The 24,830-nt window shown below is 68.1% G+C and carries 18 protein-coding genes and 1 tRNA gene; 5 read left to right on the top strand and 14 right to left on the bottom strand.

The genetic code is table 11. The annotated features are described in order from the left end of the window. Window positions 1–21: 21 nt before the first annotated feature. The 5 genes from F7Q96_RS24090 to F7Q96_RS24070 form a co-directional block, all read right to left on the bottom strand. Window positions 22–1,359, bottom strand: a complete 1,338-nt coding sequence (locus F7Q96_RS24090; protein ID WP_151023406.1) for an ABC transporter substrate-binding protein — start codon at window positions 1,357–1,359, stop codon at window positions 22–24. A gap of 94 nt (window positions 1,360–1,453) precedes the next feature. Further along, a complete protein-coding gene (locus tag F7Q96_RS24085) occupies window positions 1,454–2,530 on the bottom strand; it encodes a branched-chain amino acid ABC transporter permease (RefSeq protein WP_006578244.1) in 1,077 nt (358 codons plus the stop codon). Window positions 2,531–2,572: 42 nt separating this feature from the next. Continuing rightward, window positions 2,573–3,487: a branched-chain amino acid ABC transporter permease gene (locus tag F7Q96_RS24080; RefSeq protein ID WP_053820983.1), complete on the bottom strand. Its 915-nt coding sequence runs from the start codon at window positions 3,485–3,487 to the stop codon at window positions 2,573–2,575. Between the two features lie 55 nt (window positions 3,488–3,542). Then, window positions 3,543–4,490, bottom strand: a complete 948-nt coding sequence (locus F7Q96_RS24075) for an ABC transporter ATP-binding protein (protein ID WP_151023404.1) — start codon at window positions 4,488–4,490, stop codon at window positions 3,543–3,545. Window positions 4,491–4,503: 13 nt separating this feature from the next. After that, window positions 4,504–6,513, bottom strand: a complete 2,010-nt coding sequence (locus F7Q96_RS24070; protein WP_053820981.1) for an AMP-dependent synthetase/ligase — start codon at window positions 6,511–6,513, stop codon at window positions 4,504–4,506. 258 nt (window positions 6,514–6,771) lie between these two features. Between F7Q96_RS24070 and F7Q96_RS24065 the strand changes: the two genes are divergently transcribed. Then, on the top strand, window positions 6,772–7,440 hold the full coding sequence (locus F7Q96_RS24065; RefSeq protein WP_053820980.1) for a Crp/Fnr family transcriptional regulator: 669 nt from the start codon (window positions 6,772–6,774) through the stop codon (window positions 7,438–7,440). Window positions 7,441–7,450: 10 nt separating this feature from the next. Here the strand turns inward: F7Q96_RS24065 and F7Q96_RS27300 are convergent, their stop codons facing one another. The 4 genes from F7Q96_RS27300 to icmF form a co-directional block, all read right to left on the bottom strand. Continuing rightward, window positions 7,451–9,709: a hypothetical protein gene (locus F7Q96_RS27300; RefSeq protein WP_249041714.1), complete on the bottom strand. Its 2,259-nt coding sequence runs from the start codon at window positions 9,707–9,709 to the stop codon at window positions 7,451–7,453. Between the two features lie 315 nt (window positions 9,710–10,024). After that, entirely contained in the window at window positions 10,025–10,885 is an 861-nt protein-coding gene (locus F7Q96_RS24055; protein WP_053820977.1) for a 3-hydroxybutyryl-CoA dehydrogenase, read from the bottom strand. 82 nt (window positions 10,886–10,967) lie between these two features. Next, window positions 10,968–11,384, bottom strand: coding sequence for an HIT family protein (locus tag F7Q96_RS24050; protein ID WP_226994817.1), 417 nt, complete (start codon window positions 11,382–11,384; stop codon window positions 10,968–10,970). 154 nt (window positions 11,385–11,538) lie between these two features. After that, window positions 11,539–14,862 carry a fused isobutyryl-CoA mutase/GTPase IcmF gene (gene icmF / locus F7Q96_RS24045; protein WP_053822956.1) on the bottom strand — a complete coding sequence of 1,108 codons (3,324 nt, stop codon included), beginning with the start codon at window positions 14,860–14,862 and terminating at the stop codon, window positions 11,539–11,541. A 296-nt stretch (window positions 14,863–15,158) separates the two neighbouring features. Between icmF and F7Q96_RS24040 the strand changes: the two genes are divergently transcribed. Next, entirely contained in the window at window positions 15,159–16,196 is a 1,038-nt protein-coding gene (locus F7Q96_RS24040) for a hypothetical protein (RefSeq protein WP_053820976.1), read from the top strand. A 46-nt stretch (window positions 16,197–16,242) separates the two neighbouring features. Here the strand turns inward: F7Q96_RS24040 and F7Q96_RS24035 are convergent, their stop codons facing one another. The 3 genes from F7Q96_RS24035 to F7Q96_RS24025 all read right to left on the bottom strand — a co-directional run bounded on the left by F7Q96_RS24035 (window position 16,243) and on the right by F7Q96_RS24025 (window position 20,181). Further along, window positions 16,243–16,590: a DUF2917 domain-containing protein gene (locus tag F7Q96_RS24035; protein WP_151023402.1), complete on the bottom strand. Its 348-nt coding sequence runs from the start codon at window positions 16,588–16,590 to the stop codon at window positions 16,243–16,245. 388 nt (window positions 16,591–16,978) lie between these two features. Next, on the bottom strand, window positions 16,979–18,367 hold the full coding sequence (locus tag F7Q96_RS24030) for an amino acid permease (RefSeq protein WP_053820974.1): 1,389 nt from the start codon (window positions 18,365–18,367) through the stop codon (window positions 16,979–16,981). 482 nt (window positions 18,368–18,849) lie between these two features. Beyond that, entirely contained in the window at window positions 18,850–20,181 is a 1,332-nt protein-coding gene (locus tag F7Q96_RS24025; protein ID WP_053820973.1) for an omega-aminotransferase AptA, read from the bottom strand. Between the two features lie 338 nt (window positions 20,182–20,519). On the opposite strand from F7Q96_RS24025, the gene F7Q96_RS24020 reads away from it, so the two are divergent. After that, on the top strand, window positions 20,520–21,962 hold the full coding sequence (locus tag F7Q96_RS24020; protein ID WP_053820972.1) for an aminotransferase-like domain-containing protein: 1,443 nt from the start codon (window positions 20,520–20,522) through the stop codon (window positions 21,960–21,962). 58 nt (window positions 21,963–22,020) lie between these two features. Here F7Q96_RS24020 and F7Q96_RS24015 read toward each other — a convergent pair whose 3' ends face one another. Continuing rightward, a complete protein-coding gene (locus F7Q96_RS24015) occupies window positions 22,021–22,593 on the bottom strand; it encodes an acyloxyacyl hydrolase (protein ID WP_151023399.1) in 573 nt (190 codons plus the stop codon). A gap of 422 nt (window positions 22,594–23,015) precedes the next feature. On the opposite strand from F7Q96_RS24015, the gene dmeF reads away from it, so the two are divergent. Continuing rightward, window positions 23,016–24,032, top strand: coding sequence for a CDF family Co(II)/Ni(II) efflux transporter DmeF (gene dmeF, locus F7Q96_RS24010; RefSeq protein WP_053820971.1), 1,017 nt, complete (start codon window positions 23,016–23,018; stop codon window positions 24,030–24,032). Window positions 24,033–24,096: 64 nt separating this feature from the next. Here the strand turns inward: dmeF and F7Q96_RS24005 are convergent. Further along, a tRNA-Cys gene (locus F7Q96_RS24005) sits at window positions 24,097–24,170 on the bottom strand. Window positions 24,171–24,380: 210 nt separating this feature from the next. Here F7Q96_RS24005 and F7Q96_RS24000 point away from each other — a divergent pair. After that, window positions 24,381–24,830, top strand: a 450-nt coding sequence (locus tag F7Q96_RS24000) for a metallophosphoesterase family protein (RefSeq protein WP_151023397.1), incomplete at its 3' end; no start/stop codon positions are given.

Here is a 24,830-nt window from a genome sequence, read left to right as displayed (position 1 = left end):
ACGCAAGCTTCAAGATGCGCATCACGACTTCGCGCACGCCGGCGTGATGCCCTTCTCCTTCGCGTACTGCGCCGCGTTGGCCTTGAACAGCGGGTGGATCAGGCCCTTGTTGCCTTCGATCCAGTCCGACACCACGGTCCACTTGGCGCCGTCCCATTGCTGGATCTTGACCTTGCCCGAACCCTCGTGGTTTTCGCAGCTGGTCTTGATCTCCGGCAGCAGGCCGGTGGCGCCGAGCTGCTGCAGCCGCGCGTTGGTCAGGTTCAGGTTCTCGAAGGCCCAGCGCATCTGCTCGCCGCTCATCGGCTTGCCCTTGCCGAACTTGTTCTGCGCGACGCGAATGGCCTCGACCGTGACCACCGCCGCCGACACGCCGCGGTTGTACAGCACCGAGCCGATCTTGTTGCGGTCCTGCATATTGCCCTTGCCGCCGCCGTAGACCACCTTCTCGATATCGGCGATCAGCGGCACGCCCTTGCCGGCCACGTTCCAGGTCGCGCTCATGTAGCCCTTGGCGGCGTCGCCCGCGGGCACGGTGTCCTCCTCGGAGCCGGCCCACCACGAGCCGATCATCTTGTCGCGCGGATAGCCGACCTTCTGCGCGGCCTTCAGCGCGGTCTGGTTCATCACGCCCCAGCCCCAGAAGATCACGTAGTCGGGCCGCTCCTGGCGGATGCGCAGCCATTGCGCGCCCTGCTCGTTGCCCGGATGCGCGACCGGGATCTCGATCAGGTCGAACTTGCCGAGCCTGGCCTCGGCCTGCAGCGCGACGATCGGCTCCTTGCCGTAGGCAGAGTCGTGGTACAGGTAGACGATCTTCTTGCCGGCCAGCGAACCGCCGCTCTTGCCGGCCAGGTACTTGACGATCGCCGACACCTGCATCTGGTAGGTCGTCACCAGCGGGAAGGCGTAGGGGAACACCGAGCCGTCCACCGCATCGGTACGGCCATAGCCCATCATCACCAGCGGCACCTTGTCGGCCGCGGTCTTGTCGACCAGCGCGTACGAGATGCCGGTCGACATCGAATGGTAGGCGGTGCCCTTGGTGGTCGGGTTCTTGCCCTTCAGGCGCTCATAGCATTCGACGCCCTTGGCGTTGTTGTATTCGGTCTCGCACTCTTCCCAGCTGAGCTTGACGCCGTTGACGCCGCCTTCCTTCAGGTTGACGTAGTTCAGGTAATCGATAAAGCCGCCGTACCAGGACTGCCCGTTGGCGCCATACGGCCCGACCCGGTAGCTCGGCAGCGCGATGAACTGCTCGCCGCTCTGGGCCTGCGCCGGCAGCGCCGGCACCAGCAGCGCGGCGGCCGCGCCGACTGCCAGCGCGACGCGCTGGGCATTGCGAATCAGGTTGCTCATCACTGTCTCCTTCACCTTGGCAGGTGCATTGTTATGGCGTTGTTGTCCAACGACCCGTTTGCATGACACCGACGCGTGCCCCGTCGACACGGCGTCAATGCGGGAACGGCCACAGCCGCAGCTTCTCCTTGCCGATCTGCCACAGCCGAGCCAGGCCGTGCGGCTCGACGATCAGGAAGAAGATGATCAGGCCGCCGAACACCATCATCTGGATGTGCGAGACCGTCGCGTTGGTGAACGGCAGGTGCAGCAGCGCGGCCAGCGGCGGCAGCATGTTGTCGAGCAGGATCGGCAGCAGCAGGATGAACGCGGCGCCGAGGAAGGAACCGAGGATGCTGCCGACGCCGCCGATGATGATCATGAACAGCACGCGGAACGACAGGTCCAGCGAGAAGCCGTCCGGCTCGACCGACCCGAGGTAGCAGAACGCGTACAGCGCGCCGGCCACGCCGCAGTAGAACGAGCTGACGGCGAAGGCCAGCAGCTTGGTACGCATCAGCGGGATGCCGATGACCTCGGCGGCCACGTCCATGTCGCGCACCGACATCCACGCGCGTCCGGTCGACGAGCGCACCAGGTTCTTGGCGATCAGCGCCAGCACCGTGACGATCGCCAGCACGAACAGGTACTTGCGCATCGGCGTGTCGATCGGCAGGCCGAACAGGTCCAGCTGCTGCGCGGTGATCACGCCCGACGAGCTGTTGTTCGAGAACCAGGGGAACTTGGTCAGCGCCCACACCACGAAGAACTGCGCGGCCAGCGTCGCCACCGCCAGATAGAAGCCCTTGATCCGCAGCGACGGCAGGCCGAAGGCCACGCCGACCAGCGCGGCCGACAGCCCGGCCAGCACGAACGTCAGCAGCACCGGCAGTCCTTCGATGCGCAGCTGGAAGTTGTAGGCCGCGTAGGCGCCGACCGCCATGAAGGCCGCGGTGCCCAGCGACAGCTGGCCCGCGTAGCCGGTCAGGATGTTCAGCCCCAGCGCGGCCAGCGAGAAGATCAGGAAGGGGATCAGGATCGCCGAGAACCAGTACTCGCTGCCGATCAGCGGCACGCCGACGAAGGCGAGCGCGAGCAGCACGGCGAAGCCGATGCGGTCCTGCCGGATCGGAAAGATCTGGCTGTCGGCGACATAGTCGGTCTTGAACTGGCCGGCTTCACGATAGAACATGGGCGACTCCCTGGCGTCGTGCCACTGGATCGTTGGGGACCATCACACGCGGTCGATATGTTTTTCGCCGAACAGCCCCTCGGGCCGCACCAGCAGGAACAGCAGCGCGAACACATAGGGGAACCACCCCTCGATGCCGCCGAAGTTGCCGCCGAACATCGACTGGAACACCGGCGGGATATAGATCTCGGCGAGCTTCTCCGAAGCGCCGATGATCAGGCCGCCGACGATCGCGCCCGGCACCGAGGTGAAGCCGCCGAGGATCAGCACCGGCAGCGCCTTCAGCGCGGTCAGCGTCAGCGCGAATTGCACCCCATTGCGCGAGCCCCACAGCATGCCGGCCACCAGCGCGACGAAGCCGGCCACACCCCAGACGATCGCCCAGATGTTCTGCAGCGGAATGCCCAGCGACAGCGCGGCCTGGTGGTCATCGGCCACCGCGCGCAGCGCGCGGCCGACCTTGGTGTACTGGAAGAACAGCGCCAGCGTGGCGACCAGCACGCCGGCGATCGCCGCCGCGGCCAGGTCGAACTTCGAGATCACGATATTGAAGCGGGTCAGGATCGCCTCGATCGGCTCGTCGACGATGCCCAGCTGGATCGGCCGCACCTCGTTGCCGAACAACAGCGGCCCCAGCCCTTCGAGGAAGAACGACAGGCCGATGGTCGCCATGAACAGCGTGATCGGCGGCTGGTTGACCAGCTTGCGCAGCACGAAGCGTTCGGTGCCGATGCCGACCAGCGTCATCACCAGGAAAGCGCCGATGACCGCCGCCCACATCGGCATGCCCTTGTCCATCAGCCCGACCACGGCCAGCGCGGCGAAATAGACCATCGCGCCCTGCGCGAAGTTGAACACGCCGGAGGCCTTGTAGATCAGCACGAAGCCGAGCGCCACCAGCGAGTACATCAGCCCGGACAGCAGTCCGCCGAGCAGGATTTCGAAGAAGAAGGTCATCGGCGTGGCCTCGGTGAAGGACGGGAGTCAGCGTTGCGCAAGTGGGCGATGCCGTTCAGTGCGACGCGCCCAGGTAGGCGCGGATCACCTCGGGGTTGGACTTGACCTGCTCGGGCGTGCCGTCGCCGATCTTCTTGCCGTAGTCGAGCACCACCACGCGGTCGGAGATGTCCATCACCACGCCCATGTCATGCTCGATCAGCACGATCGTGGTGCCGAACTGCTGGTTGACGTCCAGGATGAAGCGGCACATGTCCTGCTTCTCCTCGACGTTCATGCCGGCCATCGGCTCGTCGAGCAGCAGCAGCGACGGCTCGGCCGCCAGCGCGCGCGCCAGTTCGACGCGCTTCTGCAGGCCGTAGGGCAACCGCCCCACCGGCGTCTTGCGGATCGACTGGATCTCGAGGAAGTCGATGACCTCCTCGACCTTGCGCCGGTGCGCGATCTCCTCGTTGCGGGCGGGCCCCCACGACAGCGCGTTGGCCAGCAGACCGGAGCGAAAGCGTGTATTGCGTCCGGTCATGATGTTGTCGAGCACGGTCATGCCCTTGAACAACGCGATGTTCTGGAAGGTACGGGCGATGCCCTGGCGCGCGGCGGCCGTCGGATTCATCTTGCGCCGTTCCTCGCCGCGGAACACGATGCGGCCCTGCTGCGGGTGATAGACGCCGTTGATCACGTTCAGCATCGAACTCTTGCCGGCGCCATTCGGGCCGATGATCGCGCGGATCTCGTGCTCGCGCACGTCGAACGAGATGTCGGTCAGCGCCTTGACGCCGCCGAACGACAGCGAGATATGCTGCAGGTCGAGGATCACCTCGCCATGCCGCGTCGCTGTCGCCCCTGTCGCACGCTGGTTCGACTTCGACTCCGCCCCGGTCGCCACGCCGCCTTCGGCCAGCGGCTCTCCGGCCGCGCTGGTCCCCGCACCCGGCCCCGCGCCCGCCCATTCAGGCGAGCCGTCGGCCCGCCGCTCCACGCCTTGCCACGCCATCTGCGTCATCCTCCTGCCCCTGCTATGCCGCTTGCTCGGCGGGCGCTGCCGCGCCGGCCTGCGTTGCCGCCGCGGCCTGCGCCGCTCCCGCCGGCGGGAAGCGCCGGGCATCCACCAGCTTCAGCGTCGCGCTGACGCTGCCCTCGCGCCCGTCCTCGAACTTGACGCGCGTCTCGATGAACTGCTCCGCGCGTCCGGCATACAGCGCGTCGATCAGCACGCCGTACTTCTCCGCGATGAAGCCGCGCCGCACCTTGCGCGTGCGCGTCAGCTCGTCGTCGTCGGGGTCGAGCTCCTTGTGCAGGATCAGGAAGCGCGCGATCTGCGAGCCGGACAGCGCCGGATCCTTGGCGAGGTCCGCATTGACCTGCTCCACGCATTCGGTGATCAGCTCGATCACCTGCGGCTGCGCGGCCAGGTCGATATAGCCCGCGTACGGCAGATGGCGCCGTTCGGCCCAGTTGCCGACCGCCTCGAAATCGATGTTGAGGAAGGCGCAGACGCGGTCGCGGCCGGTGCCGAAGGCCACCGCCTCCTTGATGTAGGGGAAGAACTTGAGCTTGTTCTCGATGTACTTGGGCGCGAACATCGAGCCGTCGGCCAGCTTGCCGACGTCCTTGGCGCGATCGATGATCTTCAGATGGCCGTCGGCGTCGATCACGCCGGCGTCGCCGGTCATGAAGTAGCCCTCGTCGTTGATCGCCTCGCGCGTCGCATCGTCGCGCTTGTAATAGGCCTTCAGCAGCCCCACGCCGCGCACCAGCACCTCGCCGTTCTCGGCGATGCGGATCTCCATGCCGGGCGCGGCCGGGCCGACCGAGTCGAACTTGACCTGGCCGTCGGGCTGCAGGCAGACATAGGCGCAGGTCTCGGTCTGGCCGTAGAACTGCTTCAGGTTGATGCCGATCGAGCGATAGAAGCGGAACAGGTCCGGGCCGATCGCCTCGCCCGCGGTATAGGCCACGCGGATCCGGCTCATGCCGAGCACGTTGCGCAGCGGGCCGTAGACCAGCCATTCGCCCAGCGCGTAGCGCGTCCGTTCGCCCAGCGGCACCGCGCGGCGATCGAGGATGTCGGCGCCGCAGCGGCGCGCCACCGCCATGGCCCAATCGAACAGCTTGCGCTTGACCCAGCCGGCGTCCTCCATGCGGATCATCACCTGGGTCAGCAGGCTTTCGTAGATGCGGGGCGGCGCGAAGTAGTAGGTCGGGCCGATCTCGCGCAGATCCGTCATCACGGTCTCGCGCGACTCGGGGCAATTGACGGTGAAGCCCGCGGCCAGCGCCTGCGCGTACGAGAACAGGTTGTCGCCGACCCAGGCCATCGGCAGGTACGACAGCACGTCGTCGTCGGGGCCGAGCCGGTCGAATTCGCAGCCGTGCATCGCCGCGCCGATCAGCCCGCGATGCGAATGGCAGACGCCCTTGGGCTTGCCGGTGGTGCCCGAGGTGTACAGGATGATCGCGGTATCGTCCGGATCGCCGGCCGCCACGGCCTGGTCGAAGAAGCCCGGATGCGCGCGGTCGTATTCGCGGCCGATCTCCTGCAGGCGTTCGTACGACATCAGCGACGGATGGTCGTAGTCGCGCAGCCCGCGCGGGTCTTCGTAGATCAGATGGCGCACCGCACCGCCCTGCGCGGCCAGGTCCTGCTCGACCTCGAGCAGCTTGTCGACCTGCTCCTGGTCCTCGACCACCGCGAACGCGATTTCGGCGTCGCGCAGCACATAGACCATCTCGCTGGCGATCGCGTCCTGGTACAGCGGCACCGGCACGCCGCCCAGCGCCTGCGCGGCGGTCATGGCCCAGTACAGCCGGGGGCGATTGTCGCCGACCACCGCCAGGTTCATGCCGCGGCCGAAGCCGAGCGCGGCCAGCCCGCATGCCAGCGCGCGTACCTCTTGCGCCGCCTGCGACCAGCTGCTCGTCTGCCAGATACCGAGATCCTTCTCGCGATAGGCCGGATGATCCGGCCGCTGCTGCGCATGCGCCAGCAGCAGTCGCGGGAAGGTCGTTGCCGACCTGTCCTGCATCGCTGTCTCCTGTCCCTCCGGCGGGTGGGTTCCCGCCGGTGCCAAGCGCCGGTGCCGATCGTTATACTTGCCGCTGGTCGTCCGAAGGCCAGCAGGCCGCGGCGCGCCAGGGATATCGTGGCCGCGCTTCGTGCGCGGGTCGGTCCGTGGTGAACGTAAGATAGCCGATGCCCCTCCCCCCGGTTGTCACGTCGGTGACAATTCCGGGTTAATCCCTAGCGGAGTCCTTGCCGGACTCCCGACCGGAGCCTAGCAGGCATGCTCAACGACTTTCTGGACCGGTGCATCTGGGCCGCCGACCTCAGCGACGAACAGCGCCAGCGGGTGCGGCAGGCCATGTTCGTGCGCGAATACAACCCCGGCGACTACGTCTGCCACAAGGGCGAGATGGCCGAACACTGGCTCGGCGTACTGGAGGGGATCGTCAAGATCACGACGGTGTCGCCATCGGGCAAGTCGGTGACCTTCACCGGCGTGCCGACCGGCGGCTGGTTCGGCGAAGGGGCCGCGCTGAAGCACGAGATCCGCAAGTACGACGTGATGGCGCTGCGCCATTCGCGCATCGCCTTCCTGCCGCGCGAGACCTTCCAATGGCTGCTCGATACCAGCCTGCCGTTCACGCGCTTTCTGCTGACGCAGCTCAACGAGCGGCTCGGACAGTTCATCGCCGCGGTCGAATACGAACGGCTGCTCGATATCGACTCGCGCGTAGCGCGGGCGGTGTCGTCGCTGTTCAACGAGCACCTCTATCCCGGCATCGGCACCAAGCTGGAAATTTCGCAGGAAGAGATCGGACTGCTGGCCGGCATTTCGCGGCAGCGGGCGAACCAGGCCCTGAAGGTGTTGGAGCAGCAGGGCCTGGTTCGGGTCGACTATGGCGAGATCGAGGTGCTCGATCTCGAAGGATTGCGCCAGTACGGCGAATGAGGCATCGGATTCAGACCGGCGCCGTTTGCCCGGCTGGCACCTGTCCGGGCAGCGGCGGCGCGGACGGCAACACCGTGGCAGGCGTGGCAGGTGTGGAAGCCGTGGCAGGTGTGGAAGCCGTGGCAGGTGTGGAAGCCGTGGCAGGTGTGGAAGCCGTGGCAGGCGTGGAAGCCGTGGCAGGCGTGGAAGCCGTGGAAGACGTGGAAGCCGTGGAAGACGTGGAAGCCGTGGAAGCCGTGGAAGCCGTGGAAGACGTGGAAGACGTGGAAGACGTGGAAGAAGGCGATGCGGCTGGCTGCTGAGGGTTCGGCGACTTGCCCTTGTCCACTGAATGCCGCTGCGGGCGATCGTTCGGCTTGCGCGGCGCGTCCAGGTCAAACTGATGCAAGGACTCGAACTTGCCCTCGGTGTAGACCGTGACGGGCTTCTCGCAGTCCGTTTCCGCCACCGTGACGACCGGGGGGACCACGGACTTCAGTTCCTGCCGCAGCACGTACGCCGCGGCCTGTTGCGGCGAGATCGGCTGCTCGGCGATCGGACCGGAAAGCACCTCGATCTCGTCGGCGACGACGACGCGTTCGGCAGATAGCCCCCCGGCACCGCCTGCCCCGGCCGCTTCGCCCGCCCAGCGATGGAGGTAGCCGCAAGTGGTATTGCCGATGCGCAGGCTGGACGTCAGCCGGAGCAACAGCTCGGTCGGCACGTCTTCTTCGGCTTTCCACTCGAAGGCGAATTGGCTCTGGAGCCGGCGCACGCTCTCGCCGAGAAGCGGAACGATCTCCCTCTGGTAGAACTGGCCCAGCGAAACGTCGAATACCGTCTGATGCAATGCCTTGGCATCGGCTTCGACATTGCTGGGTACCTCGGCCAGGCGGATGGTCTTCCATGCCCACTTCGCCAGGCTCGGCCGTCCCTGCGGCACGAAGCGCAAGGCCTCGCCATCCTTGCGCGACGCGACCGCCAGCACCTCTTCGTGAGTCCGCTCGCCCGAGATCCAATCGAGCAGCCCCGGCTTGCGGGTAAAGCGTGCCAGTCGCACGCCCTCGGGCAAGGCGGCGCCAGCCGGGCGGTCGTCGTGCAGCGCCTGCGCGGCGGCGGCCGACACACCGCGCTCCTGCACGACCTGGCGCACGAACGCGGCGAGCCGCTGTCCGGCGACAAAGGGCTTGGCCTTCTGCTGGATCGCCTCGATCAGGCTCGCGCGTGCATCGAGCACCGCGGATACGATCTGATCGGCCTTGTCGCGGCACACGCCATTGAGGATGGCCTGGAAGCGCTGTGCCGCGCAAGCCCGGCACGACGCCATGGCTTCGTCGACGGCGCGGGCCAGGGCCCGCCGCGTCGCCCGCGTCGACTCCAGGCTGCCATCCTTCCTGACCGTGCCGATCAGCAGCGGCCTGACATCGTGATTCCCCTCATCGGCCAGGATTCCGCGGGCCCACTGCTCCAGCAGCCGCGGGGCTTCGTCCTCGATCGTCGCGACCATGTAGCGGCCCATCAGTTCGGCCATGTTCCGGTAACCGCAGTCCTCTCGGTCGCCCCTGGCAATCGACAGCAAGCGCTCCATGTCGCGGCGGGCGCGCTCCTTGCGCTCGGCCGAGCCGCTACCCTGGGCATGCAGCCGGAACTCGATGGCATCGCCTGCGCTCTTGAAGGACAGCACCAGAACCTCGCCCTCGATTCTGGTCTTGCCGCGGTCGATCCGCTCCAGGCTCACCGGACCGCGCTCGGGACAGCGGATCCATGCGTCGATTTCTCCCGGGTTCAGCGAGACCAGCGTGCCCAGCGCGCGCTCCGAGATCGGACGCCGATTCGACAGCGCTGCGTTGCCGCGCCGTTCGGAGGTCCCGGCCCCCGCTTCGGCGCCCGGTGCATCGAAGCCCGGCCACAGCTCCTCGACGACGCGATCGGCATGACCGCGCAGGCCCTTGACCAGACCGGTCGTGATGGCGGACCCGCTGCGCAGCGCGCGCTCCATCGAACGCGTGCTGCTGCGGAAGAACAGATAGTCCATCAGCTGCCGGATCCGCATCTCCACCAACGATTCGCCGTTCTCGAACTGGCGCTCGATGCATAGCCGCCGTGTCTTTCCCTTGGTAACCAGCTTCAGCGTGAAGATCTCTTCGCCGATCTGGAATCGGCCGCTCGGCTCCGGCCCACTGGCCTTCTGTCCGAGGACGCGCGCCACGAAGTCGCCTGGATTGCTTCGCACGTGCTGGTAGTACTGCTCGTACGTCGTCTTTTTCACCTGTCCGATAAACGTCGCCATGACTTTCGATCCTCATAGGGTGAGTGAAGGCGGTCATCGTACGGATCGCAATGTGGCCACTTTTCGGAAAGCGACCGATTCTTTGTCGATGGAAATGGCACCACGCGGCGCGCTGCGCGTCATTCGCGCGTACTCGTACTCGGGCACGACGCGGACGGTGGAGAAGACGGGAGAAGCGAGGCGCGAGGAAGGGCGGAAAGCGGAGGCGGACGGGACCAGGAGAAGGCGCGAACCGGCGCACGCGTCGAGCGCGGCGCGGCCGGTTCGCAGGCAGCCGACCGGTGCGTGATGAAGGGCGTGTCAGCGGCCGGGGCGTTACCGGCTCTGGCTGTAGACGTAGACGCCGCGTCCCGTCTTGCGGCCGAGATAACCGGCGGCCACCATCTCGCGCATCAGCATCGCGGGCCGGTACTTCGGATCGCCGAACTCGGCGTACAGCACCTCCATCACGGCCAGCATCGTGTCGAGCCCGATCATGTCGGCCAGCGCCAGCGGGCCGATCGGATGATTGCAGCCGAGCTTCATGCCTTCGTCGATCTCCTCGGGCGAGGCCAGGCCTTCGCCGAGCACGCAGAAGGCCTCGTTGATCATCGGGCACAGGATCCGATTGACGACGAAGCCCGGGCTGTTCTTCACCGTGATCGGATACTTGCCGAGCTGCTTCGACAGCTGCTCGACCGCCGCGTGCGTGGCGTCGCTGGTCTGCAGGCCGCGGATCAGCTCGACCAGCGCCATCATCGGCACCGGGTTGAAGAAATGCATGCCGATGAAGCGCTCGGGCCGGTCGATCGCCGCGGCCAGCTTGGTGATCGAGATCGACGAGGTATTGGACGCGACGATGGTGCCGTCGCCGACCAGCGCATCGACCTGCTTCAGGATCTTGAGCTTGAGCTCGTAATTCTCGGTGGCCGCCTCGATCACGATCTGCGCGGCCTTCAGGTCCTCGTAGGCGGTCGAGCCGCGCACGCGCGCCAGCGCGGCGGCCTTGTCGGCCTCGGTAATCTTGTCCTTCTTGATCAGGCGGTCCAGGCTGCCGGCGATGGTGGCGATGCCCTTGTCGACCGCGCCCTGGCTGATATCGACCATCACGACATCGAGCCCGACCACCGCGCATGCCTGCGCGATGCCGTTGCCCATGGTGCCTGCGCCGATGATGCCGACGGTTTGGATTGTCATGCTGTCTCCCTGCGTGCCAATGGAATGTGAATGGAATGGGTATGGAATGCGATGGATGCGGATGGCGCCAATGCGGTGAGCGTCAGCCCAGCGCCGCGACGATGCGCGCCGCGTGCTGCTGCAGCACCGCCGGATCCTGCGGCTCGCTCGCGTGGCCGCGCAGCGGGCGGTCGGCGTAGCGCGGCACGATATGGAAATGCACGTGCGGCACGGTCTGGCCGGCGGCGGCGCCGTTGAACTGGCCGATCGACAGGCCGTCCGGTTCGAACGCATCCCGCACCGCACGGGCGATGCGCTGGGTCGTGCGGATCGCTGCCTGCGCGGCGCCTTCCGACAGCTCGAACAGCTCGGCGGCGGGCTCCTTGGGCAGCACCAGCACGTGGCCGTCGGACTGCGGCATGATGTCCATGAATGCCAGCGTGTCGGCGTCCTCGTAGACCTTGTGGCAAGGCAGCTCGCCTCGCAGGATTCGGGCAAAGATATTGTTCGGGTCGTACACCGTGAGCTCCGGTTCGGGAATGCGTGGCGGCGGCAAGGCAGCGCCGCCTGCGAGTTTAACGCACGGTCGTGCGAAATTGCGCGCGCGAAGATGGCCGCGGAAAACGACAGCGCCGGGCACTGCGGCCCGGCGCTGTCGTGCCGTTCGGCAAGCGCTACATGTTGCGGCGATACTGGCCGCCGACCTCGAACAGCGCATGCGTGATCTGCCCCAGCGAGCAGACCCGCACCGCGTCCATCAGCACCGCGAACACGTTCTCGTCGTCGATCACGGCCTGGCGCAGCCGCGCCAGCATCGCCGGAGCCTGGTCGGCATGGCGGGCGTGGAAGTCCCGCAGCCGTTGCAGCTGGCTCTGCTTCTCGTCCTCGCTGGAGCGCGCCAGCTCGAGCGTGGCCGGGGTCGGATCGCCATCGGGATTGCGGAAGGTATTGACGCCGATGATCGGCAGCGTGCCGTCATGCTTGCGCTGCTCGTAATACATCGACTCTTCCTGGATCCTGGCGCGCTGGTAGCCGGTCTCCATTGCGCCGAGCACGCCGCCGCGCTCGGCGATCCGCTCGAACTCCTGCAGCACCGCCTCCTCGACCAGGTCGGTCAGCTCCTCGATCAGGAAGCTGCCCTGGTTCGGGTTCTCGCACCTGGCAACGCCCCATTCGCGATTGATGATCAGCTGGATCGCCAGCGCGCGCCGCACCGACTCGGCCGTCGGCGTGGTGATGGCCTCGTCGTACGCATTGGTGTGCAGCGAATTGCAGTTGTCATAGATCGCGATCAGCGCCTGCAGCGTGGTGCGGATGTCGTTGAAGTCGATCTCCTGCGCGTGCAGCGAGCGGCCCGAGGTCTGGATGTGGTACTTGAGCTTCTGGCTGCGCTCGTTGGCGCCGTACTTGTCGCGCAGCGTGACGGCCCAGATGCGGCGCGCGACGCGGCCGAGCACGCTGTACTCCGGGTCCATGCCGTTCGAGAAGAAGAACGACAGATTGGGGGCGAAGTCGTCGATATGCATGCCGCGCGCCAGATAGGCCTCGACATAGGTAAAGCCGTTGGCCAGCGTGAAGGCCAGCTGCGAGATCGGATTGGCGCCCGCCTCGGCGATGTGATAGCCGGAGATCGACACCGAGTAGAAGTTGCGCACCTGATGATCGACGAAATACTGCTGGATGTCGCCCATCACCTTCAGCGAGAACTCGGTCGAGAAGATGCAGGTGTTCTGGCCCTGGTCCTCCTTCAGGATGTCGGCCTGCACGGTGCCGCGCACGTTCTGCAGCACCATCGCGCCGATCTTCGCGGCCTCGCCGGCATCGGGCTCGCGGTCCTGCTCGCGGCGGAAGCGCTCGAGCTGCTGGTCGATCGCGGTATTCATGAACATCGCCAGGATCGCCGGCGCCGGGCCGTTGATCGTCATCGACACCGAGGTCTGCGGATCGATCAGGTCGAAGCCGTCGTACAGCACCTTCATGTCGTCGAGCGTCGCGATCGAGACGCCCGAATTGCCGACCTTGCCGTAGATGTCGGGACGCAGGTCCGGATCCTCGCCGTACAGCGTCACCGAATCGAATGCCGTCGACAGCCGCTTGGCCGGCATGCCTTCGGAGACCAGCTTGAAGCGGCGGTTGGTGCGGAAGGCATCGCCCTCGCCGGCGAACATCCGCGTCGGATCCTCGTTCTCGCGCTTGAAGGGAAAGACGCCCGCGGTGTAGGGGAAATAGCCGGGCAGGTTCTCGCGCATCAGCCAGCGCAGCAGCTCGCCCTCGTCGGTGAAGCGCGGCAGCGCCACCTTGCGCAGGCGCGTGCCCGACAGCGTGGTGGTCACGAGGCCGGTGCGCAGCTCCTTGCCGCGGATCGTGACGACGTGCTCGTCGCCGCTGTAGGCGTCGCGCAGCGCGGGCCAGCCGGCCAGCAGCGCGCGCTCGGTCGCGCCCAGCGCGCCGTCGCGCTCGGCCTCGAGCGCCTGCAGGCCCTGCAGGGCCTGCGACGGGTCGGCACCGGCGGCAGCCGGCGCCTCCGCCAGCATGCGGCGCGCCTCGCGCAGCTGCTGCCGCTCGCGGGCGATCCGGCTCTGCGCGGCCACGCGCTTGTGATAGGCGCGCACGGTATCGGCCAGCTCGGCCAGATAGCGGCTGCGCGCCGGCGGCACGATCGCGTTGCGGCCGGTGCTCTGCCGTCCCGCCAGCCGCGGCAGCGTGCCCTCGCGCAGCACCAGGCCGCGCGCGGCCAGCGCCTCGCGCAGGCCCAGGTACAGCATCGTCACGCCGTCGTCGTTGAAGCGCGAGGCCTGGGTGCCATAGACCGGCATGTCCTCGGCGCGCGCATGCCATTGCTCGCGGTTGCGCTGCATCTGCCTGGCGACGTCGCGCCACGCGTCCTGCGCGCCCTTGCGGTCGAACTTGTTGATCGCGACGAAGTCGGCGAAGTCCAGCATGTCGATCTTCTCGAGCTGGCTGGCCGCGCCGAACTCGGGCGTCATCACGTACAGGGACAGGTCGACGTGGGGCACGATCGCCGCGTCGCCCTGGCCGATGCCCGAGGTCTCGACGACGATCAGGTCGAAGCCGGCGACCTTGCAGGCCGCCAGCGCGTCCGGCAGCGCCCGCGACACCTCGCTGGCGGCGTCGCGTGTGGCCAGCGAGCGCATGTAGATCTGCGGATGGTGGATCGCGTTCATGCGGATCCGGTCGCCCAGCAGCGCGCCGCCGGTACGCCGGCGCGACGGGTCGATCGAAATCACCGCGATGCGCAGGCTGTCCTGCTGATCGAGCCGGAAGCGGCGGATCAGCTCGTCGGTCAGCGACGATTTGCCGGCGCCGCCGGTGCCGGTCACGCCCAGCACCGGGGTCGCGATGCCGGCGGCGTCCGCATGCAGCGCGGCGGCCAGCGCGGGATCGGCCTTGCCGTTCTCGAGCACCGTGATCCATTGCGCCAGCGCGCGGCGATCGCCGGCGCGCAGCGTGTCGAGCGTCGCGGGAGCGTGGCGCGACAGGTCGAAGTCGCAGCGCCGCACCATGTCGGCGATCATGCCGGCCAGACCCAAGCGCTGGCCGTCCTCGGGGCTGTAGATGCGCGCCACGCCGTAATCCTGCAGTTCGCGGATCTCGGCCGGCACGATCACGCCGCCGCCGCCGCCGAACACCTGGATATGCGCGCCGCCGCGCTCGCGCAGCAGGTCGACCATGTACTTGAAGTACTCGACGTGGCCGCCCTGGTAGCTCGACACGGCGATGCCCTGGACGTCCTCCTGCAGCGCGGCCGCGACGACTTCCTCGACCGAGCGGTTGTGGCCGAGGTGGATCACCTCGCAGCCCTGCGCCTGCAGGATGCGGCGCATGATGTTGATCGAAGCATCGTGGCCGTCGAACAAGGATGCGGCCGTAACGAAGCGGACCTTGTGGGTCGGCGCGCCGGCGGGCGCGGGTGCCGGCGCCACGGTAGCGGCCTCGGCTTCGGCGCCTGCCTTGCGCAGGTCGGACAGATCGGTCATGGTCTCCACCCGGTGAGGCCGGGAGCGGCGGACAGACTGCGCCGCCGAAGCACCGGCCATCGCGTTGTGCGGCCATTGCTGGCCATATTGTCTGGGGTCGCCCACACGGCGCAGCCGCCGGCGGGCCAGTCGATTGTAGGCCCATCCCGCCGGGCGTGACCAGCGGGCAGCAAACGGCACGTGACGCCCTCTGCCTTCGGCTACAATCGAGAACATCCGCCGGGACTCGGACCTCCGGTCGGCACAACAAAGGACACGCACAGCCGGCCGTGTCGACCTACTGAAGGGAGATTCCTATGCGGCATTGCGTGCCGTGGCTGCCGCGCCTTGCGCTGCTCGCAGGTCTGATCGGCCTGCCCGCCAGCGCCATCGCGTGGGACTACACGCCCGCGGCCATTTCGGGTCTGACCAGCCTGTACGGCTACCTGACCAACCAGAACGCCACGCTGGAGCGCGCCGCGGCCAAATACCCGTCGCTGCGCAACGACATCCAGCAGGTACGCAATGCGTTCGACCGCCAGTATCCCGATGCGCTGGAGACGGTAACCCGGCTGTTCCAGGACATTCCGCTGCCGGCGACCGATCGTGCCCGGCTGGCGACCAAGGTGCTGGAAATGGACCGCGAGGCAATGCAGTCGGCGCTGGCCTCCGAGCCCGCGATGCAGGCCTATCTGCGGCGCGTGCGCGAAAGCGCCCAGGGCGACATGGAGAAGGCCTCGCTGCAACTGCTGCTGGCGGCGGTCTACGAGGACAAACCCGCCGCCGAACTGGCCTCGCCGATGGCCCGCAGCTATACCACCAAGGGCGTCCGCCAGGCGGGTTCGATCGACCTGATGCTGCGCATGCCGCTGTCGTGGGAGCGCGATCCGGCCCGCGAAAGGCTGCTGCCGGACAACGCGATCTTTGCCTTCACCAGCCAGGGCGGCAACGGCCTGTCGACGATCGATCTGCTGGCCCGGCCGCTGCCCAAGGACGGCGCGAAGGACGGGGCCAGGGAAACCGGGAAGGACGCCGCCAGCGCGGCGACGGCCGCGCGCGCGAGCGAGGAACTGAAGGCGCTGACCGGCGCCGGCGCCAGGGTGATCGCCCAGGGCACGGTACGGCTGGCGAATCACCGCGCCAACTGGGCCAGCTTTTCGATCGCCAGCGACGGCGGCCGTCTGCAGTACGGCCGCGCCTGGTGGGTGCCGCTGCCGGAGGCGGGCCAGACCGCGGTGCTGCTGTGCCGCACGCCGTCGCTGCCGCCGCAGGCCGCCGACAACGAGCGGCAGCGGCTGGAGCCATTGTGGCAGGCAGTCGCCGCCACGCTGTCGACCGCGACGCCGGCGCGCTGAGCGCCGCCGCCCTCACCCTCCCGGCTTGCGCTTCGCACGATTGCCGCTAGCGCGACAGATGCCGCGCCGGCCACCAGCCGGCGGAGGGCTCCGGCAACCGTATCGGGTCGGGCCGCGGCCGCGGGCGCAGCAGGGCGACCAGAGCGCGCCACGACAGCGGCGCCGCTTGCTGGGCCAGCGTGAAGCGGGCTCCCGGCGCGTCGGCCGAGATCCATACCCAAGCGCCCTCGGGCAGGTCGAACGACTGGCCCGGCGCCAGCCAGACGTCGCTACGCTGCCCTTCCACCGTCAGCCAGATGTTGCCGTCGCGCGCGACGATGCGCTGCCCCGGCCGCGCGCGCCAGCTGACCGGCGTGCCAGCCTGGTCCAGTTCGAAATCCCTGAGTTCCTGCATGGTGCTGCTCCTGTCGATGGGCATCGAGCGGAGCCGGCTCGTCCGACCCGCCACCTGACGGTCGCACAACAGCGGGTCGCGCAACAGCGGACCGGGTGTTGTCCAGGCGGGCATGGTGGGCGCCGATGGCCCTGAAGCCTTTTGGTATTTCGCGGCGGTTGTTGCCCGCTGCGCCGGGCCTCTTGCCAATGTGGGCGACCGCACGGACGGCCGCGCCACGGCGTGCTTCGATGCACGATTGCATTATGGACAGCCGGCGCGGCCATCACAGGGACAGTTCCGAACAGTTTCCCAGGTACTGTTCCGGCGTTTTTTCTGACAGTTGGGCCGCCGCGGTGGCGAGACGCCAGGCGAGACGCTGGCGGTGCTGGCGAACCCTGGCTGGCCCCTAGCGGTGCAGCACGGCGTTGCGCCGCGCGTAGCCGAAATAGATCAGCAGGCCCAGCGCCAGCCACAGCAGGAAGGCGATCCACGTGAACGCCTGCAGATGCGCCATCAGGAACAGGCAGAAGCCCACCGACAGCAGCGGCACCACCGGCACGCCGGGGCAGCGGAAGGTGCGCGGCAGGTCCGGCCGGGTCCGGCGCAGCACCAGCACCGCGATCGAGATCAGCGCGAAGGCCGACAGCGTGCCGATATTGATCAGCTCGGCCAGTACGTTCAAGGGCACCAGGCCGGCGATCGACGAGAACACGATGCCGACCGCCCAGGTCGCGTGGAACGGCGTCGCGTGCACCGGATGCACCTGCGACAGCCTGGCCGGCAGCAGCCCGTCGCGCGACATCGCGAACAGGATGCGGGTCTGGCCGTAGGTCATCACCAGGATCACCGTGGTCATGCCGAGGATCGCGCCCAGGTCGACGAAGCCGGCGACCCAGTTCTCGCCGGCGTACTGCAGCGCCAGCGAGACCGGATGGTCGATGCCCTCGAACTTCGGGAACGGCACGATGCCGGTCATGATCGCCGCCACCGCGACATACAGCAGCGCGCAGACCGCCAGCGAGCCGATGATGCCGATCGGCAGGTCGCGGCGCGGGTTGCGCACCTCTTCGGCCGCCGAGGTCACCGCGTCGAAGCCGATGAAGGCGAAGAACACCAGCGCCGCCGCATTGACGATGCCGGCGAAGCCGAACGGCGCATAGGGCTGCCAGTTGGCCGGCTTGACATGCCAGACGCCGACCACGATGAACAGCAGCACCACCGCGACCTTGATCGCCACCATGATGTTGTTGACCCGTGCCGACTCGCGCGCGCCGTACGACACCACCCAGGTGATCGCCAGCATGATCAGCACCGCGGGCAGGTTCAGCACCGTCTGCACGCCGGGCACGGCGCCGGGCGCGGCGGTCAGCGCGGCCGGCAGTTGCAGGCCGAAGCCCGACAGCAGCGACTGGAAGTAGCCGGACCAGCCGACCGACACCGCGGAGGTCGCCAGCCCGTATTCGAGCAGCAGGTCCCAGCCGATCATCCAGGCAACGATCTCGCCGAGCGTGGCGTAGCTGTAGGTATAGATCGAGCCGGACACCGGGATCGCGGTCGCGAATTCGGCGTAGCACAGCGCGGCGAAACCGCAGGCGAGCGCCGCGATCACGAAGGACAGCGTCAGCGCCGGGCCGGCGGTCAGCGCGCCGGTACCGGTCAGCACGAAGATGCCGGTGCCGATGATGGCGCCGATGCCCATCATCACCAGATCGACCGGGCCGAGCACCTTTTTCAAGCCATCGTCGCGGCTCGCGGCGAGCATCGTTTCGATGTCCTTGGTGCGGAACAAGCTCATGAAGGGATCTCCTGCATTGGCGGCATCCGCCCGGGGTCGGTCATGCGGTGTCGCCTGGAACGAGTTGGCCGGCCTGTGGATGACCGGTCGCCCATGCCCGCGCGCGCCACCGCCTGGGTGGAGTGCGCGAAGCCGCCCGCGCCGGCAAGGTGTGCCGGCCGGGGCAAAAAAGGCGCCTAGTTTATCGAACCGCGCCGGCCAAGCCGTCACTTTATGGAGGCGGGCTTCGGGGTTCGAGGCAGGAGATCACGGGGAAAGGGGCGGCTTATGGGCGAGAGAGAGCGGCGGGAGAGAGCGGCGGGAGAGAGAATCCACCCCGACGGGTGCTCCCTCCCTGAGGCGGGAGAAGGTCGGGGAGAGGGGGTGGTTTCGATCCACGATGGCAGAACGACCGCCCGCTGCCTACTCCCCTGCCCCTCTCCCGCAAGCGGAAGAGGGGAACAACCAGGCCGGCTTGCCGCACGGCCCTTGCTGCAGGTCCCCTACTGCACGTCCTTCAGCACCTGCCGCACCGTGTCGAACAGCTCGGCGATCTGCGCCTCGGTGACGATCAGCGGCGGCGAGAAGGCCAGGATGTCGCCGGTGTACCGCACCAGCACGCCGCGCTCCAGGCACTTGAGGAAGACCTCGTAGCCGCGCGCGCCCGGCTGTCCCGGCCGCGGTTCGAGCTCGATGCCGGCCACCAGGCCCAGGTTGCGGATGTCCTTGACGTGCGGGGCGCCACGCACGCCGTGGGCGGCCTCCTCGAACAGCGGCGCCAGCTTCGCGGCGCGTCCGAACAGGTCTTCGCTGCGGTACAGGTCCAGCGTGGCGATCGCCGCCGCGGCCGCCAGCGGGTGGCCCGAATAGGTGTAGCCGTGCGGCAGCTCGATCGCGCCCGCGGCGGCGGCATCGATCACCGTGTCGTGGACCTCGCGGCGCACCGCCACCGCGCCCATCGGCACGGCTGCGTTGTTGATCGCCTTGGCCATCGTGATCAGGTCCGGCGTGACCTTGAAGCGCTCGGCCGCGGTGGCCGCGCCCAGGCGGCCGAAGGCGGTGATCACCTCGTCGAAGATCAGCAGGATGCCGTGCTTGCTGGTGATCTCGCGCAGCCGCTCCAGGTAGCCGACCGGCGGCACCAGCACGCCCGCCGAGCCCGCCAGCGGCTCGACGATCACGGCGGCGACATTGGACGGGTCGTGCAGCGCGATGATCCGCTCGAGGTCGTCGGCCAGATGCGCGCCCCAGGTCGGCTGCCCCCTGGAGAATGCCGCCTCGGCGATATTGAGCGTGGCCGGCAGATGGTCGGTGCCCGGCATCAGGTTGGCCGAGAATGCCTTGCGATTCGGGCCGATACCGCCGACCGCCATGCCGCCGAAGCCGACGCCGTGATAGCCGCGCTCGCGGCCGATGAAGCGGGTGCGCTGCCCCTCGCCGCGGGCACGATGGTAGGCCAGCGCGATCTTCAGCGCGGTATCGACCGATTCGGAGCCCGAGTTGGTGAAGAAGATGCGGTCCAGGCCCGACGGCATGATCGCCGCCACCTTGCTGGCCGCCTCGAACGACAGCGGATGGCCCATCTGGAACGGCGGCGCGTAGTCCAGCGTCTGCACCTGGTGCGCGATCGCGTCGGCGATCTCCTTGCGGCAGTGCCCGGCCGCCACGCACCACAGGCCGGCGCAGCCGTCGAGGATCTTGCGGCCGTCGTGGGTCGTGTAATACATGCCGCTGGCCGAAGCCAGCAGCCGCGGCGCCGCCTTGTACTGGCGGTTTGCGGTGAACGGCATCCACAGCGCATCGAGATCGGGAATCACGGTCTTGGCGGCGTCCATTACTTCCTCCTTGGTTCGTCCTGTCTTGGCCCGGGCTTGGTCCGGTCAGTTCGGGGTATTGCGCCACCGCGCCGGAGCGGTCGATGGTGCGGGATAGCGATCCGGCCACTGTAGCGAGCCCGGCGCTGCCTAAAAATATACGGTTGCGAAATGCTCGCCTTACCGTACTGATTTTCCGACCCAAACCGTACAGGTCGATCGCGGCCTCAGCGGCACGACATCATCGCCATGAGCCCGTATTGGCAGAGATCACGCGGCATGTCGGCAGGCACAGCCAGGCCGGCATCGTCGTTCGCCACGCTTGAACTGTACAGGCATCCCCCGCACAATGCGGTCGCATGATCCAGCTCGAATTGACCCGCAGCCGCCGGGGCGGCGACACGCTGACCGAACAGATCGTCGCCGGCATCGCGGCGCTGGTGGACCGGCGCGCGTTGCGCCCCGGCATCGCGGTGCCTTCGGTGCGGCGCTTCGCCGCCCAGCATGGCATCAGCACCTTCACGGTGGCCGAGGCCTACGGACGGCTGACGGCGCTCGGCTACCTGGCCGCGCGCGCGGGCTCGGGCTACACGGTGGCGCATCGCCAGGCCAGCACCGGGCAGGCGCCGAGCCCGCGCTGGGAGACCCCTGCGCTGAACGCCGCCTGGCTGCTGTCGGACGTGTTCGCCGACCATTCGGTGCCGATCAAGGCCGGCGCCGGCTGGCTGCCGGGCGACTGGCTCAACGAGGAGGGGTTGCACCACGCCATCCGGGCCGCTGGGCGCGTGCCGGCCGGGCAGGTATCGGGCTACGGCCATCCCTACGGCTTCGCCGCGCTGCGCGAGCACATCGCCACGCGGCTGGCGCAGTACGGCATGCCGATGCAGGCGCAGCAGGTGGTGCTGACGCAGGGCGCGACCCAGGCGCTGGACCTGGTGGTGCGCACGCTGCTGCGCGCCGGGGATACGGTACTGGTCGAGGATCCGTGCTACTGCAATCTGCTGCAGATCCTGCGGCTGGCGGGGCTGAACGTGGTGGGCGTGCCGCGCGGCGCGGCGGGGCTCGATACCGACGCGCTCGACGCGGCGATCCGCCGGCACGGACCGCGCGCGCTGTTCGTCAACACGGTGCTGCAGAACCCGACCGGCGGCACGCTGACCAGCATGAACGCGCACCGCGTGCTGCAGCTGGCCGAGCAGCACCGGCTGCTGGTGGTCGAGGACGACATCTATCGGGAGCTGGCGCCCGCGGGCGCGCCGATGCTGGCGGCGATGGACGGGCTGTCGCACGTGGTCTACGTCAACGGCTTCTCGAAGACCATCACGCCGTCGCTGCGGGTCGGCTATCTGGCGGCCAGCCCCGAGCTGGCCAAGGCCTTTGCGCGCACCAAGATGGCGGTCGGGCTGACCTCGTCGGAGGTGACCGAGCGGCTGGTCTATGCGGTGCTCACCGGCGGCCACTACGCGCGCCACGTCGACGCGCTGGCGGCAAGGCTGCGCGCGCAGCAGGACCGCGTCACCGAGAAGATGGAGGCGCACGGCCTCGAGGTGCTGCTGCGCCCGGAGGGCGGCATGTTTGCCTGGGCGCGCGTGCGCGGGGCGCCCGACGGCGCCGCCGCGGCGGCGCACGGGCTGTCCGGCGGACAGCTGGCGACGCGCGCGCTGTCGCATGGCGTGTGGTTGGCCCCGGGCAGCTATTTCGCGCCGGACGAGACCGATTCGCCGTGGATCCGCTTCAATATCGCGACCAGCGATGCGCCGGCGCTATGGGAGTTCTTCGATGGCGTACGCGGCGGCAGCTAGCCGCGCACGCCCCCGGACTACGCCAGACCGGCGCCACCGACCGGCGCCGGGGCCCTGCTCAGAAGCGGTAACGCACGTAGCCGGTGTAGAAGTTGGTACCCGGATTCGGCCGCTTGATGCTGGCGTTCGAGATGTGCTGGAAGCGGAAGCCCGCCTCGGCGCGCTTCTGCGGGCCGAACGCCACGCCCACGCCGACCATGTCGGAGAACTGGAACGCGGTGCTGTAGTCGTGCGAGTCCGACGTCGAGGTCGCGCTCATCAGCCGCAGGCCGACCGACAGCTCGGCAAACGGCACCACGCTCCAGCCATGCTTTTCGACGCGCAGGATCGGCGAGAAGCCGAACTCGGTCACGTCGCGGCGATTGTTGCCGGTGCGCGCGTTCCAGCGGGCCAGTTCGACTTCCCATTGCAGCTTGGCCAGCCAGCCCTGCGGATTGCCGTAGGCGAATCCCGAATCCCAGTTCAGGCCGATCTCGTACTTGTTCAGGCCGTGGCCCGGGTCGCGGCCATAGGCCACATGGACGGCGGGGTCGGCCTGGGCCGGCGCCGCGACGATCAGCGCTGCGGCAGCGCAGCAAAGGGCGGCCGAGCGGCGCAGCGAACGCGCCGTCCGTTCTTGTTGTTGTGTCATGGTCGAGGGGAGAGAGTTGAAAGATGCCGGCGAAGGCACTGGCACGGTCCGTGCCAGGCAGGAAACGCCACCCGCATCGGTGCCGCGCGAACCGGCTCGGACTAGGCCCAGAGCCGTTCGATCAGCCACCCGGCGGTGGCGCACAAGCCCAGCCACGCCGCCATGCAACCGGCAATGAATCGATAGGTCATCGTACTTTTGGCAAGCAAAGAGCGAAGTTACGCAAATTCGTGACCCGGATGATACATGCATTCATGAATGTATGTTATGAGCCGATAAATCCATTTTGCGTCTGGGGGTAAACGATCGGACACCCGAAAACTTGAGCCGGGGCCGCGTCAGTCGGCGCACCGCCAGCATGGATTTGCGCCTGCCGGCACGCGCATGCTGCTACCCTTGCGGCCATCGAAAAGAGGCACGCCATGCATACCCACGATCTCTCCCCCTGGACCCATTCGCATGTGTTCGACCGCGGCAACGCGGCCGGCGAACGCGGGACGCGCCTGGTGCTGCTGCTGACGGCCGCGGCGATGGTCGCGGAGATCGGCGCAGGCTGGTGGTTCGGCTCGATGGCGCTGCTGGCCGACGGCTGGCACATGAGCTCGCACGCGCTGGCGATCGGCCTGTCGGTGTTCGCGTATGCGGCGGCCCGCCGCTTCGCCAACGACGGCCGCTTCGCCTTCGGCACCTGGAAGATCGAGGTGCTGGCCGGCTTCGCCAGCGCAATCTTCCTGATGGGCGTGGCCGCGCTGATGGGCTTCGCCTCGATCGAGCGGCTGTTCGCGCCGGCGGCGATCCGCTATCCGGAAGCGATGGCGGTCACCTGCCTGGGCCTGCTGGTCAATCTGGCGAGCGCCTGGCTGCTGGGCGGCGCGCACCATCATCACCACCACGGGCACGGGGACGGCCACGATCACGCTCACCATCACCACGATCATCACCACGGCCACGACCACCATCACGGCCACGCGCATGGCCACGACCTGAACCTGCGCTCGGCCTATCTGCACGTGCTGGCCGACGCCGCCACTTCGGTGCTGGCGCTGCTGGCGCTGGCGGGAGGCTGGTGGCTCGGCTGGAACTGGCTCGACCCGGTGATGGGCATCGTCGGCGCGGTGCTGGTCGGACACTGGGCCCTGGGCCTGATCCGCCAGACCTCGGCCGTGCTGCTCGATCGCGAGATGGATCACCCGGTGGTCGACGAGGTGCGCGAGGTGCTGGCCGGCTTCGATGATGGGCGCGACGGCACCCGCATTACCGACCTGCATGTGTGGCGCGTCGGCAAGGACAAGTTCGCCTGCATCGTCGCGCTGGTCACGCACGACCCGACGCTGACGCCGGCGCGCGTGCGTACCGCCCTGGGCGTGCACGAGGAACTGGCGCATGTGACCGTGGAAATCGCGCGCTGCGACGATGGCGCGCCGACCAAGGCCCGATGAACGGACCCGCATGCCGGGCCGGCTGAAGAGGCTCGCACCCGCGCGTTGGCGCGGGCAGGAAGACTGGAGGCGGGGGAACGGAATCGAACCGTCGTACACGGCTTTGCAGGCCGTGGCATGCCACTCTGCCACCCCGCCGCTGTTCTGAAGCGGTGCGCCGCGAAACAGCGCGGGCCGAAGTGTAGCCCGATTCTCCCGATCGTGCAGGCCAGCGCTCCATCGCGCGTTGGGCCGATCCGGCCGCGGCCAACACCGGGCCGACTTCGGCCCGACACCGCCCCAACTTCGGCCCGATGCCCTGCCCCATCTCTGCTATCGTCTCGGCCATCGTTGAAAGGCCCCTCCCGCATGCGACTGCTGCACACCTCGGACTGGCATCTGGGCCAGACCCTGCATCACTACGACCGCACCCACGAACACCAGCACTTCCTCGACTGGCTGCTCGATACGCTGGACGCCGAGGCCACCGACCTGCTGCTGGTCGCCGGCGATATCTTCGATACCGCCAACCCGTCGGCCGCCGCGCAGCGGCAGCTGTACCGCTTCCTGACCGAGGCGCGGCGCCGGCGTCCGCATCTGGCGATCGCGATGATCGCCGGCAATCATGATTCGCCGGCGCGGCTGGAGGCCCCCGCCCCCTTCCTCGACTGGTTCGGCGCGGCCTGCGTCGGCCAGGTCCATCGGCTGCCCGACGGCGCGATCGACATGGAAAGGCTGGTGGTGCCGGTGCGCGATGCGCAAGGCCAGATCGCGGCGTGGTGCCTGGCCATCCCCTTCCTGCGGCCCGGCGATGTGCCG

The organism is Cupriavidus gilardii (assembly GCF_008801915.1).
GTDB classification, from domain to species: Bacteria; Pseudomonadota; Gammaproteobacteria; order Burkholderiales; family Burkholderiaceae; genus Cupriavidus; species Cupriavidus gilardii.
This window is presented reverse-complemented; position numbering and strand designations above follow the sequence as displayed.

Excerpts from the sequence above, each read along its gene's own strand:
- F7Q96_RS24090 (WP_151023406.1), bottom strand. The coding sequence starts at position 1,359 with ATGAGCAACCTGATTCGCAATGCCCAGCGCGTCGCGCTGGCAGTCGGC.
- F7Q96_RS24085 (WP_006578244.1), bottom strand. The coding sequence starts at position 2,530 with ATGTTCTATCGTGAAGCCGGCCAGTTCAAGACCGACTATGTCGCCGAC.
- F7Q96_RS24080 (WP_053820983.1), bottom strand. The coding sequence starts at position 3,487 with ATGACCTTCTTCTTCGAAATCCTGCTCGGCGGACTGCTGTCCGGGCTG.
- F7Q96_RS24075 (WP_151023404.1), bottom strand. The coding sequence starts at position 4,490 with ATGACGCAGATGGCGTGGCAAGGCGTGGAGCGGCGGGCCGACGGCTCG.
- F7Q96_RS24070 (WP_053820981.1), bottom strand. The coding sequence starts at position 6,513 with ATGCAGGACAGGTCGGCAACGACCTTCCCGCGACTGCTGCTGGCGCAT.
- F7Q96_RS24065 (WP_053820980.1), top strand. The coding sequence starts at position 6,772 with ATGCTCAACGACTTTCTGGACCGGTGCATCTGGGCCGCCGACCTCAGC.
- F7Q96_RS27300 (WP_249041714.1), bottom strand. The coding sequence starts at position 9,709 with ATGGCGACGTTTATCGGACAGGTGAAAAAGACGACGTACGAGCAGTAC.
- F7Q96_RS24055 (WP_053820977.1), bottom strand. The coding sequence starts at position 10,885 with ATGACAATCCAAACCGTCGGCATCATCGGCGCAGGCACCATGGGCAAC.
- icmF (WP_053822956.1), bottom strand. The coding sequence starts at position 14,862 with ATGACCGATCTGTCCGACCTGCGCAAGGCAGGCGCCGAAGCCGAGGCC.
- F7Q96_RS24040 (WP_053820976.1), top strand. The coding sequence starts at position 15,159 with ATGCGGCATTGCGTGCCGTGGCTGCCGCGCCTTGCGCTGCTCGCAGGT.
- F7Q96_RS24035 (WP_151023402.1), bottom strand. The coding sequence starts at position 16,590 with ATGCAGGAACTCAGGGATTTCGAACTGGACCAGGCTGGCACGCCGGTC.
- F7Q96_RS24030 (WP_053820974.1), bottom strand. The coding sequence starts at position 18,367 with ATGAGCTTGTTCCGCACCAAGGACATCGAAACGATGCTCGCCGCGAGC.
- F7Q96_RS24025 (WP_053820973.1), bottom strand. The coding sequence starts at position 20,181 with ATGGACGCCGCCAAGACCGTGATTCCCGATCTCGATGCGCTGTGGATG.
- F7Q96_RS24020 (WP_053820972.1), top strand. The coding sequence starts at position 20,520 with ATGATCCAGCTCGAATTGACCCGCAGCCGCCGGGGCGGCGACACGCTG.
- F7Q96_RS24015 (WP_151023399.1), bottom strand. The coding sequence starts at position 22,593 with ATGACACAACAACAAGAACGGACGGCGCGTTCGCTGCGCCGCTCGGCC.
- dmeF (WP_053820971.1), top strand. The coding sequence starts at position 23,016 with ATGCATACCCACGATCTCTCCCCCTGGACCCATTCGCATGTGTTCGAC.